The organism is Desulfosporosinus sp. FKB (assembly GCF_002196705.1).
GTDB lineage: Bacteria > Bacillota > Desulfitobacteriia > Desulfitobacteriales > Desulfitobacteriaceae > Desulfosporosinus.
In genome coordinates this window covers 1-13,050 of the sequence record NZ_NADJ01000006.1, presented here as the reverse complement: position 1 = coordinate 13,050, position 13,050 = coordinate 1, and the positions used below count along the sequence as shown (strand labels likewise).

The window sequence follows — 13,050 nt, the reverse complement described above, 5'->3', positions numbered from 1 at the left end:
ATTATCTGCTTAGCTGCATCATAATCCCTCTTTTTTTGTTTTCACATAGTTATAGTTCAGCTTTATCCCCTTCTAAGACCCTCACTTCTATAGGTGGCGTTTATTATTCCTTCGATGTTCAGCACCAGCTGAACGAGTTCACTATTCATTTATATATTTAGTTCATTGAAGACTCTTTGAAAAGAAATGCGCTCCCTGCTATGATCATCAGATACAAGTAAGGAGCGCGTTTTTTTCTATTCTTTGGAAATAGCCATGCTTGCCGTTTGCTGAAGAGCTAAACCGGAAGCAACCTCAATTGTCTTAAGAATCCCCGAAAGCCCCGGGCAGCTGGGGTGAGGGCTATATTTGGCAAACACTTCGTAAACTTTCCCAGTATGGAGTTTATTAAACATTTCTTGATAAGCATCGACTTCCGTTAATTCAGGGGCTATTTTTTGGAAATTTGGACAATCACTCGTTATCTCCAATTTTATATGTTCATCGCCCTCGCTCGCTGCTTTAACGGTTATTGTAAAGCCACAAATGCCGCTTTTTATAACTCCTGTTGCCATAAATGCCCTCCTTACATTGCCAGAATCATTTCTTAGTCTGAGGAACCTTACTTTCCGGGCGCTTTATTCCCAAAATAGGTGCAGAGTGATCTTTCCCTAAATAGAAATTAGACCAAGAAGACGTTTGATAGAGGTCCCAATTAGCCGGAGGAACCGGAGGGACATCAATATTGGCTTCTTCGCCATACTTCTTAAGTCTGGCGTAAGCTCTTACCCAAATGCATTTTTTCTCATTTGGAAATACTTCACACCAGCCGTTTAAACTTCCTCCACATGCGCCATTTCGCTGATTTTTAGGACACTGGGACATTGGACACAAATAGGCTATATCAAACATTGCACAATCTCCGCAATCCTTGCAATCAAGCATAACGACTTTGGCAATATGCTCAAGAGCATGTAAACGTTTCTCTCTCTTTTTCTTTCCTTCTGCTGCACGATAAAAACTTCGCATGACAGGGAATAACTTTTTGTTGGGAGTAAACATCAAGGCATGCATACCGCGCATCATAGTATAACCGAAATTAACAGGCGCATCCAGCGGCAGGTTAGCACGATTTGCTGGGCGATCGCTATTTAATCCTGTCTTTTCGTCTTTTTCGAAATAATAGAAACCATTCGTTTGCGGATAGTCGAATTCACGAATGTAATCCTGCCAATTTTTGCTCAGTTCTTCCCCTTGATCAATGATATACTCCACTTGTTCATATTTGATGTTATGTCCTCCTATGTGCACACCGGCAAAGCCCATTCCCTTCATGACAGCATACATTTTGGCCGCTCTCAGCATACGTGCTCCAACCCCTTTATCCGGGGCACCTTTTTCAGCCTCAAGCTCAGCTAACAATTTATCGGTTACAACACATCCCGGTAATTGGTTTTGATTCATGATTCGAGCAGCACCATAGGGTAAGATATAGATATTGCCGACGACAGGAGTATCAAAGTTGTTAACTTTTAAAAACTGTAAAACTTCGTGGAACTTTCGTGCATCATAACCAAGCTGACAGACAATAAACTGCGCTCCGCCGGCAATCTTCTTTTTCATTTTATAATATTGAACCATTTGTTCAGCCTCTGCAGCTTTAAAGGGGGAAACTGCCGCCCCGGCAAAAAAATCACTTGCTTTGTGATAAACCGGCCCTTTCATACCTTGGATTTCCAAGCCCTTATTCATATCCGAAATTAATTGAAGAGCGTTTATAGGATCTAGGTCAAAAACAGGTTTCGGCCGCCCTTTAAATCCGGATACCGGATAGTCACCTGTCATTACTAAGAGATTACGGATGTTGGCTCTATCTAAAGCATAAAGTTGACTTTCCATTTGGTTCCGATTTTTATCCTTGCAAGTAAAGTGTACAAGAGGCTCTATCCCAAGTTTCAGAATATCCATTCCTAAATAATCAGCAAGGATTGCCGGATTACCCCCTGGATTATCTGTAATGGTTAGAGCATGCACTCTCCCTCCCTTAGCCGCTTGTTCCGCTGAGGCAATGGCAACCTCCTGGGGTTTTTCATTGGCACCTCTTCCCGGGACAAGCTCCCAAGTTACTGACAATGTATTTTTGTCGAGTAGTGATTCTTTGAACTTGTTTTCCATCTCTTAGTTCCTCTCCCTTTCCTCGATATTCATGTACATACCTTGCCACTTTAATCTTATTATACCTCTTTTTGGACAAGAAATTAAGCTTTAATTTTCAGTCTTTAGATAACATTCTATTTATTCTGTCGAAGTCGTCGTCATTAGCTAGTCTTATAACAAAAATACTATTCGGGAATTCTCCAAAATATGACTGTTATGTAAAAAACAATGCTCAACAGTCAATGTGCGCGACTGTCGAGCATTGCCTAATCCTTTATTATGATTATATTATAATCTGCATAGATAAGACAATCATAGATTGATTACAGCATCAACAACAATTGTTTATAGGTTTCTACAGTCATATCAGATCCCCAATGACCTGTCAGTTTAGCAACAACAATGCTCAACAACCAAAGGCAAAGGATAGCTATTGTGAGCAAAGGAATGGAAAGGGTTTTCTTTCCCCAAGATGCCTTCAATGTTAATGTATCTTTAACAGGACATTGCTGAACACAATTGAGGCAACCCGTACATTCGGGAGAAAAGACACGACTTTCATGTGCAACATCTATGCGGCTTGGACAACTCTTCGTACATTTTCCACATTCGATACAAGTATTTTGATTTCGAGTAATTTTAACTGGACTTAGAAAACTAATCAATCCCAGAAGAGCGCCATAGGGGCAAAGATATCGACACCAGAAATTTTCAATTAAGACCGAAAGCAATGCCAAAACTCCGAACACTGAAAAGCCAATAATGGATAAATGTTCTATAAATTCGAGCATCATGACATCTGACATTCTATTGTACGGTGATTGAACAAAGGAAGCAGCATCTGTCCCACTCATTCCCCAGAAAATGGCTAACAGAAAAAAGAGAAGGAGAACATATTTCAAAGAGCGCAAGATAAGGTCAAGCCAAACAGGTGTTTTAAAATTTCGGCCGAATAAAGCTCGTCCTATCTTTCCAAGCCCCTCAGAAAGGGTTCCTATTGGACAGATCCAGGAACAAAATGTTCTCTTAAATAAAAGGGAAGTTACGAGGATTACCAGAAAAATTACTAAACCTGCCGGATGGACAGGATCGAATCTTCCTGTTGCTAACCATGCCCTCAGACCAACCAAAGCACTTAAAGGCAGAAAGGCTTCAACTCCGGGCGGTCTATTTATAATTGCCGATGTCTGCTTTGTTATTTGATTTACAAACATGATAAAGTCAATACCAATATAAGCAACTATAAGCGCAAAGAACAATTGAACACCATGTCTCCATGACATTTGTTTTTTAAGTTTAGAAAACATGGAATCCCTCATTTCTGAAATATAATTCGATCAAAGATTATTATAACAAATAAGTTTTTAAAAGTATGTGATACAAGTCACAATTTTAAGGGGCATCTGTCACAGAACGTATCCTGTGTACAGTTTCGCTGAAAGCGACTAGCCCATAAGAAATGCTATCGCGCTGAAGGATAGTCTATACCCCACCGAAGCAAGGTATTGGAATCAGGGGCCGTTGCATATGAATATCTATCCGTTTTTATAAATAAAGCCCTGCATATAAGTGGATTTAAGCCACAATTTATGCAGGGTTTTGTTTAATGAGGGGCGTTTATGCATTTTGAAACAGCCCCTCTTACAATTTGATAAATCACCCTGATTATTAATAAAACTAAACTTAAGAATTAATTATTGTACCGCCATTAATATGTAAAATCTGTCCAGAAATGTATGAAGAATCCTCACATGCCAAAAATACATAGGCTGGAGCTAATTCTTTCGGCTGACCTGCTCGCTGCATCGGTGCCGTGCTGCCGAAAACAGCTACTTGTTCCGTTTGAAACGTAGATGGAATTAAGGGAGTCCAGATTGGCCCGGGAGCGATGCCATTAACTCGGATTCCCAATTTGCACAGAGACTCCGAAAGCGAACGGGTGAAAGAAACCACGGCCCCTTTACTAGCGGCGTAATCAATGAGTTGGTCATGCCCTTCATAAGCCGTAATCGAAGTCGTATTGATAATAGTACTTCCAGGGTTGAAATGGGGTAATACTGCCTTAGTTAAATAAAAACAGCCAAATATATTTGTGCGAAATGTACGCTCTAGCTGACTGCTCGATATATCAAGCAAACTGTTTTGAGGATGTTGTTCTCCGGCATTATTCACCAAAATGTCTATTTGGGCAAAGGTCTGAAGAGTAGTATTTACAACCCCTTGACAGAACGATTCATCGCCAACGTCACCAGCTATAAGCAAGCAGCGTTTTCCTAATTCTTCGATTCGGGCTTTCGTTATATTCGCGTCCAGATGTTCATTGTAATAGACAATGACAATATCGGCGCCTTCCTTGGCAAAAGCTATCGAGACAGCTCTTCCAATGCCACTATCCCCGCCCGTAATAATAGCTACTTTTCCCTCTAACTTGCCATTACCTTGATAAGCCGGATCTTCAGCCAAAGGTAATGGATTCATTAACGTTTCGAGGCCAGGCTGCAGTTCTTGATGCTGGGCCGGAAAAGTCGGTTTCGGTAATTTAGCCTGGGTCATTTAAATGACTCCTTTCTACTTGTTCGTTTTTCCCATTCATTGTCGATAATAAAATGACCAATTACGGCTATTATTAATCTTCTACATTTCTCCAAATAAAAAAGCAAGCCTTCCAATTCTATTAATGTGCAATTGGAAGGGCTTACTTTATTTATTTTTTGATTTTATAAAGAGAATTTTTAAACATGTTTTCGAGCGTATTCAATCCCAGCCTTGAAAGCTCTGGAATTCAAATCGGCTAGCTCGGGCTTTTTACCGGCTAATTCAACCAGTGCCTTAATTAGAATCTCATCCTCAAGAGTTGGGGTCAAGGCTTGTATAACTCCCAGCATCACAATATTGGCTACTTTCGCCTCTCCTATTTCATGGGCAATGTCATTAACCGGAACGCGAACAACTTGAATATCATCTCTGCCTGGCAAATCCGGCACGATTGAGGAATTTACATACAAGGTTCCGCCAGGAACCACGCTGGCAATAAATTTTTGGTAGGACGCTTCATTCATAACTAAAGCTATATCTGGTTTACCCACAGTCGGCGAACCAATGCGCTTATTGGAGATAATTACCGAACAGTTAGCTGTCCCACCGCGCATTTCCGGTCCATAAGCAGGAATCCAGGTAACTTGACGCTTAGCAAGCATAGCTGCCTGAGCCATAACTTTGCCGATAAATAAAACCCCTTGGCCCCCAAACCCCGCGAATAAATATTTTGTTATTCCAGAAGTCATGAATTGCTCCCTCCTTCCAGAGCCGGAGTTTTCAGCTCACCCAAGGCAAAATAGGGTTTCATTTTTGTCGTCAACCAATCCAATGCTTCAACCGGATCAACACCCCAGTTCGTCGGACAGGTGGAAAGTATACTGACGAAAGAGTAACCCAAACCATCCAACTGAATTTGAAAGGCTTTTCTCAGAGCTTTTTTGGTTTCTTTAATGGCTTGAGGACTTTCAACAGATACTGAAGCTACGTAAACTGCCCCTTCCACTTGGGTCAAAATCTTAGGGAGATCTAAAGGGAAACCCATCGTTACTGCATCTCGACCATACGGAGAGGTCGATGTTCTTTGTCCTACGAGAGAGGTTGGGGCCATTTGCCCTCCTGTCATTCCATAGATGGCATTATTGACAAAAATGGAACTTATCTTTTCGCCGCGGGCTGCTGCAGATACCGTTTCAGCAAGTCCAATGGAGGCACCGTCACCGTCTCCCTGATAGGTAAAGACAAAACGATCCGGACGGGCTCTTTTGGCTCCTGTCGCTACGGCAACTGCACGTCCATGTGCGGCACCGATCATATCACAAGAAAAGTAGTTTTCACAAAAACCGGCACATCCCACAGGAGCTACGCCTATCGCCTTTTCAATTAGATTCATTTCTTCTAACAATTCACCAATCAGGCGATGAATAATCCCATGGGTACATCCTGGACAATAATGAAAAGGTCGTTCGGTTAGACCTGATGTCTTAGTAAAAATTGTTTTCATCCCTGTCCCCTCCCCAATAATTGTTTCTTAAAGGCATCAACAACCTCTTCCGGCTCGGGAGTCATACCGCCTTGACGTTTGCATAAGCCAACTGGAGCTTGACCGTTTACGATCAGCTTTACGTCTTCCACCATTTGACCAGAACTGAGTTCCACACTCATCAAGCCTTTAATCTGAGGTAATCGAGCTGAAAGACCTTTTTCCGGGAAAGGCCATAACGTAACAGGCCGGAAAAGACCAACTTTTATGCCTTCTTCACGCAACATGTCCACAGCTGTTTCAGTGATGCGGGCACTTGTCCCAAAGGCCACAAATGCAAATTCGGCATCATCCATGAGATACTCGGAAAAACGTTGTTCAGATTCTTTCATTAGGGATATTTTTTGGCCCCAGCGAAGGTTTTCCGATTCGCCCAGATCCGGAGTAAGATAATAACTGATTACATTATTTTTAGGCCGTCCTTCAGCTCCGCTGGCAGCCCAGGTTTTCGGACTTAGCTTTCTGCCTTGATAAGGAGGAAACTCCACTGGTTCCATCATTTGTCCCAAAATCCCATCGACAGCGACAATCACTAAATTCCGATAATAGTCTGCGATATCAAAGGCTTCTTTCGTCAAATCCACCATTTCCTGAACTGATGCGGGGGCTAAAACGATGCCGTGGTAATCTCCATGACCTCCGCCTTTTGTTAGTTGAAAATAGTCTGCTTGTGTGGGACCTAAACCACCCAAGCCCGGCCCACTTCTCATAACATCTACAATGACACAGGGAATTTCTGCAGCAAACAGATAGGAAAGTCCTTCTTGCATTAAACTGAAGCCAGGACTTGAGGTTCCTGTCATGACTCGTTCGCCGACCGCTCCAGCACCATAGACCATATTAATGGCTGCCACTTCACTCTCAGCTTGTAAATAGGTTCCTCCTGAACTTTTCATTTTTTTGGACATGTATTCCGGAATTTCTGTTGAAGGAGTGATCGGGTACCCATAAAACAAACGGCAGCCCGCTTGAATCGCAGCTTCGGCGATTGCTTCATTTCCCTTCATTAACATTGCCATACCAGACTCACTCTCCTTTCTCCTCACGATAAATTTCTAAAGCCAGGTCAGGACAGATTAAACCACAAAAAGCACAACCTATACATAAGCTTTGATCGGTCATTTCTACGGCATAAAAGCCCTTACTGTTTGGCTTGTCACCGATCTTTAAGATTTTCTTAGGACAAGTATGGACACAGAGGCCACAACTCTTGCAGCGTTCCACGTTAATTTTAACAACATTCTTCATCAAACTCTCCTCCTTTACTCGGTTTATGAACGTTTCCCTGGAGTTTTCCAGCCAAGATTTAAGAACCGCTGAACGGGAATCCAATCAGATTCCCAAGGAAGACCCACTTTCTCAGCCCATTGCGGATTCATCCCGCAAGCAACCTTTGGTATCTTAGTTTGAGCCTCTAGTTCATGCAAAAGTTCTTCAGATTTACGCCAATCTTCTACTGTCGTCCACTCTTGCAGGTTTGAATTATTGATCCACCCTTGAACCTTCAAGTGCGATTTAAGTTCCATGTCGCGCCTCAAGTTTTCAATTTCCTCCAGAGTACTGCTAAAGGGACGAAACACGTTTAGTACCTGAAGAACAGCGACATCCTCTCTCTCCAGAAAGGTATGATATCTTCCAACTACTGTTGCGCCGGTTTCATTCCCACCAACATCAAGGAGAACTCGCTTGTTCGTATCTCTTAAGGCGCCTTCTATTTGGGGAGTTAGAGAGGGATTTTCAGCCAAAGCTAAATCACCTTGTGGACGGATCACTTCAACCCCAACGTTTTCCAAAGGAATTGCAGCTTCCCGCGAACGAAAATAAGGATTAATCAAATCAAGATCTACTAAAGCTGCTCGTTGATTCTTTTTCGCCCATTGGGACGCTAAATTTATGGCCAGCTGGGTTTTGCCGGCACCATATCCTCCCATTAAAACTACAATTCTGCGATCAAGTAGATTTATTTCTGACGTACACTTACCCTCCCAGTTAAAGTTAGTTGACTGATCTTAGTCAGGGCAACCTCTGTCCTTTTTGACTTAAGGCAGCCATCGTTAAGGCCATTAGTTTACTTCTTGGAGTATCATTTCGTGACGTTAAAACTATGGGAACTTGTGCACCCAGGATAATTCCGGCCATCGTTGCGCCTGCGAAATAGACCAGAGACTTCCCCAAGACATTTCCAACTTCAATCGAAGGTACTAAAAACAAGTCAACATTTCCATTAATCCTACTGGAAATTCCTTTATGCTTTAAAGCAACTGCGCTGACTGCACCATCAAGGGCAAGAGGACCTTCCACCACAGCATTGGAAAACTCTCCGTTTAGGTTCATTTCTTCTAATGCCTTAGCATCAACGGTTGCCGGCATTTTAGGATTTACAACTTCATTGGCAGTTAAAACAATAACTTTTACCAATTCCATTCCAATTCCTTCTAAATACAATAGGCTATTTTCTAAAATTTCTATCTTTTGTTTTAAGTCCGGAGCAATATTCATTCCGCCATCCGTTACAAAAAGCAAGCGGGTATAACCCGGTATTTGAAAGGCAGCCATATGACTGAGCAGACGGCCTGTTCTTAGCCCCCTTTCCGGTCTTAAAACCGCCCGAAGAAAATCAGAACTATTAATTAAGCCTTTCATTAAAAAACTAGCTTGTCCGTCAATGACAGCATCTACCGCTTTATGGGCCGCATCAATAGGATTTGGTTCATGGATTAGCTCTGTCTGGTCTAACCTGAATTCTATTTCTGCGGCATATTGTTTAATGACTTCTGTATCCCCGATCAGAAGAGGAGAAATAAGGCCTTCTATTTCGGCAAGCTTAATTGCTTCTAAAACTTCTTTATCAGCGGCGGCGGCAACTGCAACTTTTGTCCGCCCCATACTTTTCGCTTTTTCAAGCAGGGACTCAAACCCGGAATACCGCAATGTTATCACTCCATTTTCAGTCCAAAGGTTTCACGCCATAGATTTATGCCTGATAAACCAGCGCCTGTTCTTCACCTCTTAAAACTCTTAAAGCCCCTAAAGCCAGGGCTTCCATTTCCTCTTCGCCAGGAACCACTTCTACCTTGGCAATAAAAGCTATTCGTCGACTGATTTCTTCAATGATGAATTGTGAATGAGCAAGTCCGCCGGTCAATACGATTCGATCCACGTTGCCGGCCATAACGGCGGCCATAGCTCCGATTTCCTTAGAAACTTGATAACAGAGTGCTTCTAATACCAATTTTGCCTGAGAGTCACCTTCGCTCATCCGCTTTTCCGCCAAACGGGCATCTTTCGTCTTAAGATACGCAAACATGCCGCCTTCTTTGGTAATTTTGTTCAGCATTTCCTGTTCACTATAGTTACCTGAATAACAGAGTTTTACAAGTTGATAAGCAGGTAAAGTACCGCATCTTTCCACAGAAAAGGGGCCTTCATTATTGGCATTGTTGACATCAATCATCCTGCCTTTAAAATGAGCAGCTACGGAAATCCCCCCACCTAAATGAACGACAATATAATTGACTTCTTGATATGTTTTTCCCAGCTGACGAGCAACCTTGCGGGCAACAGCCTTCATATTCAAAGCATGTGACAGACTTATTCGAGGTAATTCAGGCATCCCGGAAAGACGGGCCAGAGGCTCCATTTCATCAACAGCAACGGGATCAACAATAAAAGCGGGTACATTAATCCGTCGACCAAGATGGTAGGCAATAATTCCCCCTAGATTCGATGCGTGTTCTCCGACTGGTGCATCCTGTAAGACACGGACAAGGTTATCATCTACAAAATATGTGCCGCCGATCAGGGGAGCAAGCAAGCCGCCTCGTCCCGCTATAGCGTTAAAAGATTCCAGGACATCACCTTTTAAGGCAAGGGTTTTCAGAACAGCTGTAATCCGATATTCATATTGGTCTCCAACCCGGGCAAAAGCTTCAATTTCTTGGGACGGATGATCAATTCCCGTTTTCCAGAGACATGTTTCGTTTTCAAAGGCCGCAATTTTTGTCGATGTCGACCCTGGATTTATAACGAGTACTCTCAAACGTATCCTCCTTCGATAATTAATCCTACCAGCCTATCAATTGACAACTTAAAATGATCGAATAAATTATTGACTAAATATTAAGTATACGTTTAATTATAACATAAATCGCTGAAAAGACATGCTTCCTATTGTTGTCAGTGGTTCCCGTCATGCGAGATATGGTATCTAAGAAAGGCACTCTTGATTTCAGAGTGCCTGAAAAAATAACACGCCATTTAAATTCAATGAGCAAATTACAATCTCATGGAATTTTAAGGCGTGTTCAAATTTTATTGAGCGATTACACGACGAGCTCCTAAGTAACGCACTGACCAATATGAATTTGTCATATCATCGTAAGAAACACCGCCGTTAGAAGAATTAAGCATTGTATTATTTCCAACATATATCCCAACGTGTGATGCATCAGAGGCATACGTATGGAAAAACACTAAATCACCTGGTCGCAAATCTGATCTGGAAACGGCTACTCCATTTGTAAACTGTCCTTCAGAAGTTCGACTTAAGGAAATGCCAAAATGGCGATATACATATTGGACATATCCCGAACAATCGAATCCAGGAGACGGAGATGTCCCTCCCCAGACATAAGGAATACCCATAAATTGAGAAGCATAGCTTATTATTTGCTTCGCGCCGCCGGAGACTGTGACTGTCCCAGATACCCCACCGGTATCACCCTGTCCAATAGCCCCTGGGTCTCTCGCAGCATTGGCAGCTTCTATCTCTTGTTGTTGTATTAATTGTTGAATTCTGTTAACTTTTGCCTTTGCATTTACGGATTGGGTGAGCGTTGCTTTTTCCTCAGAACTTAACTGTGAAAGAATTTGCTGCTGCTTGGCTAAAGCCACTTGAACAGACTGTTGAGACTGTGCTTTTTCTTGGATTGTCGATTGAATAGACATTTTCTTTTGATTTATTAATTCTTTTTGGCCATCTAAGGACTTATTCAGAGTGGCTATTTCATTTTGGATTTTACCATATGTTCCTACGATCATTTTAACCTGTTCCGCTCTATCTATGAAATCCGATAAACTGGTAGCATCAAGCAATACAGAAATGTAAGCCGTTACACCATCTTCATAATTGCTTTTTACGAACTGCCCCAAAGCTTTTACATGTTCCTGACGTTGATCTTCAAGTTTCTTTTGTTGATTTTCTAAATCCTGAAGATGACTTTGCTCCTGATTCAATAATTTTTGTTGTTGAGCAATGCTGTCATTTAAAACTTGAACAGATTGTTTTAAGCCTAAGACTTGTGCCGAAGCTTTTGAAACGTTGTCTTTTTGTGCACTCAAGGTCCCATTTAATGACTCAACTTGCTGCTGTGATTGTATTAACTGTTGGTGCAAATCATCTGCTTGTGCTGGAATAACTGAAGATACGAGTAGAAAGGTACCGACTGTTGTTACAACTGCTGACTTATATAAAAATAACTTCTTTTTCATCCATCAAACTCCTCAACGATCCTTAATAATTAAGAATTCGCCACAAATCTCTAAATTCCTTGTCAAAGAATTCAGAATTTGCCCAGAAGAGTTCATCTTCTATAAAATTGATTTTTGTAAAGCACTGTGAGGTGTCGGCAGCACAAGCTGATCAACCCTGCTGACCTGTCCCAAAATACTGGCGCGCAAATTAGCGCCCAGGCCTGCACCTTCAGGAATTACAGCAATAAGATCCCCTTTGACGACGTTATCTCCGGCTTTCACAACCGCTTGAGCAGGAGCTCCAAGGCGTTGTGAAAAAAACAGTTTTACTTCACTCGCCCAAACCTCTTGTTCACTGAGAGGGGCTTTAACGTCATAGGCGGAAATACCTAGACGAGCAACCAATCGTTTCGTGGGAATCATATCTTTCATGAAACACAGACAGACTGCCAATATGACAGTCTATCGCTTGTTTTACCTGGCGATGACCTACTTTCCCAGGGGCAATGCCCCAAGTATCCTTGGCCCTGGAACGAAAGGCGGATGAGCCTTTCGCCACACTGCGTCCCGATACGCAGACTCCTGCAGTGTGGATCCTTAACTTCCGTGTTCGATATACGAAAAGCACGAAAGCCTCCGGTGGAGGGTTTCGCCGAGCCACCAACCCCAGAGAATCACTTCATGGCGAAGTACGAGCTTTTCGCCACATTGCGACTTGTGACACATTCTCCAGCAATGTGGATCCGAACGGGTGGAGCCCCGGACTTCTTCCCTAAACACTTATTATATTTACTTTAACTTAACCTTTACTTTCATGAAACACAGATAGACTGCCAATATGGCAGTCTATCGCTTGTTTTACCTGGCGATGACCTACTTTCCCAGGGGCAATGCCCCAAGTATCCTTGGCCCTGGAACGAAAGGCGGATGAGCCTTTCGCCACACTGCGTCCCGATACGCAGACTCCTGCAGTGTGGATCCTTAACTTCCGTGTTCGATATACGAAAAGCACGAAAGCCTCCGGTGGAGGGTTTCGCCGAGCCACCAACCCCAGAGAATCACTTCATGGCGAAGTACGAGCTTTTCGCCACATTGCGACTTGTGACACATTCTCCAGCAATGTGGATCCGAACGGGTGGAGCCCCGGACTTCTTCCCTAAACACTTATTATATTTACTTTAACTTAACCTTTACTTTCATGAAACACAGATAGACTGCCAATATGGCAGTCTATCGCTTGTTTTACCTGGCGATGACCTACTTTCCCAGGGGCAATGCCCCAAGTATTCTCGGCCCTGGAGGTCTTAACTTCCGTGTTCGATATGGGAACGGGTGGAACCCCTCCGGCATGATCACCAGATCTC

General features: G+C 42.7%; 14 protein-coding genes and 1 rRNA gene. All 15 read right to left on the bottom strand.

The annotated features are described in order from the left end of the window. Nucleotides 1-236 precede the first annotated feature (236 nt). The 15 genes from B5Y67_RS00640 to rrf all read right to left on the bottom strand — a co-directional run bounded on the left by B5Y67_RS00640 (nt 237) and on the right by rrf (nt 13,046). Nucleotides 237-554: a hypothetical protein gene (locus tag B5Y67_RS00640; RefSeq protein ID WP_088224662.1), complete on the bottom strand. Its 318-nt coding sequence runs from the start codon at nt 552-554 to the stop codon at nt 237-239. Nucleotides 555-579: 25 nt separating this feature from the next. Further along, complete coding sequence (locus tag B5Y67_RS00635; RefSeq protein WP_088224661.1) at nt 580-2,154, bottom strand: methylenetetrahydrofolate reductase C-terminal domain-containing protein; 1,575 nt, start codon at nt 2,152-2,154, stop codon at nt 580-582. Between the two features lie 305 nt (nt 2,155-2,459). Continuing rightward, on the bottom strand, nt 2,460-3,443 hold the full coding sequence (locus B5Y67_RS00630; RefSeq protein WP_088224660.1) for a 4Fe-4S binding protein: 984 nt from the start codon (nt 3,441-3,443) through the stop codon (nt 2,460-2,462). A 376-nt stretch (nt 3,444-3,819) separates the two neighbouring features. Next, nucleotides 3,820-4,689, bottom strand: coding sequence for an SDR family oxidoreductase (locus B5Y67_RS00625; RefSeq protein WP_088224659.1), 870 nt, complete (start codon nt 4,687-4,689; stop codon nt 3,820-3,822). A gap of 179 nt (nt 4,690-4,868) precedes the next feature. Further along, the gene (locus B5Y67_RS00620; protein ID WP_088224658.1) at nt 4,869-5,420 is read right to left on the bottom strand and encodes a 2-oxoacid:acceptor oxidoreductase family protein; all 552 of its coding nucleotides are present in this window, start codon (nt 5,418-5,420) and stop codon (nt 4,869-4,871) included. Next, nucleotides 5,417-6,175, bottom strand: coding sequence for a thiamine pyrophosphate-dependent enzyme (locus B5Y67_RS00615; protein WP_088224657.1), 759 nt, complete (start codon nt 6,173-6,175; stop codon nt 5,417-5,419). Before B5Y67_RS00615 ends, B5Y67_RS00620 begins: the two co-directional genes overlap by 4 nt. Further along, the gene (vorB, locus tag B5Y67_RS00610; protein ID WP_088224656.1) at nt 6,172-7,233 is read right to left on the bottom strand and encodes a 3-methyl-2-oxobutanoate dehydrogenase subunit VorB; all 1,062 of its coding nucleotides are present in this window, start codon (nt 7,231-7,233) and stop codon (nt 6,172-6,174) included. The genes B5Y67_RS00615 and vorB overlap by 4 nt, the downstream gene beginning before the upstream one ends. Before the next feature lie 7 nt (nt 7,234-7,240). Next, a complete protein-coding gene (locus B5Y67_RS00605; protein WP_088224655.1) occupies nt 7,241-7,462 on the bottom strand; it encodes a 4Fe-4S binding protein in 222 nt (73 codons plus the stop codon). 23 nt (nt 7,463-7,485) lie between these two features. Further along, nucleotides 7,486-8,145, bottom strand: coding sequence for a hypothetical protein (locus tag B5Y67_RS00600; protein WP_088224654.1), 660 nt, complete (start codon nt 8,143-8,145; stop codon nt 7,486-7,488). A gap of 82 nt (nt 8,146-8,227) precedes the next feature. Continuing rightward, nucleotides 8,228-9,145 carry a bifunctional enoyl-CoA hydratase/phosphate acetyltransferase gene (locus B5Y67_RS00595; protein ID WP_088224653.1) on the bottom strand — a complete coding sequence of 306 codons (918 nt, stop codon included), beginning with the start codon at nt 9,143-9,145 and terminating at the stop codon, nt 8,228-8,230. A gap of 43 nt (nt 9,146-9,188) precedes the next feature. Further along, entirely contained in the window at nt 9,189-10,253 is a 1,065-nt protein-coding gene (buk, locus tag B5Y67_RS00590; RefSeq protein WP_088224652.1) for a butyrate kinase, read from the bottom strand. A gap of 272 nt (nt 10,254-10,525) precedes the next feature. After that, on the bottom strand, nt 10,526-11,704 hold the full coding sequence (locus tag B5Y67_RS00585) for a C40 family peptidase (protein ID WP_088224651.1): 1,179 nt from the start codon (nt 11,702-11,704) through the stop codon (nt 10,526-10,528). 99 nt (nt 11,705-11,803) lie between these two features. Continuing rightward, a complete protein-coding gene (locus B5Y67_RS00580) occupies nt 11,804-12,118 on the bottom strand; it encodes a hypothetical protein (protein ID WP_088224650.1) in 315 nt (104 codons plus the stop codon). A 367-nt stretch (nt 12,119-12,485) separates the two neighbouring features. Beyond that, nucleotides 12,486-12,698, bottom strand: coding sequence for a hypothetical protein (locus tag B5Y67_RS24775; protein ID WP_140419027.1), 213 nt, complete (start codon nt 12,696-12,698; stop codon nt 12,486-12,488). A gap of 232 nt (nt 12,699-12,930) precedes the next feature. After that, nucleotides 12,931-13,046: ribosomal RNA gene (rrf, locus tag B5Y67_RS00575) — 5S ribosomal RNA — on the bottom strand. Between the last annotated feature and the right edge of the window lie 4 nt (nt 13,047-13,050).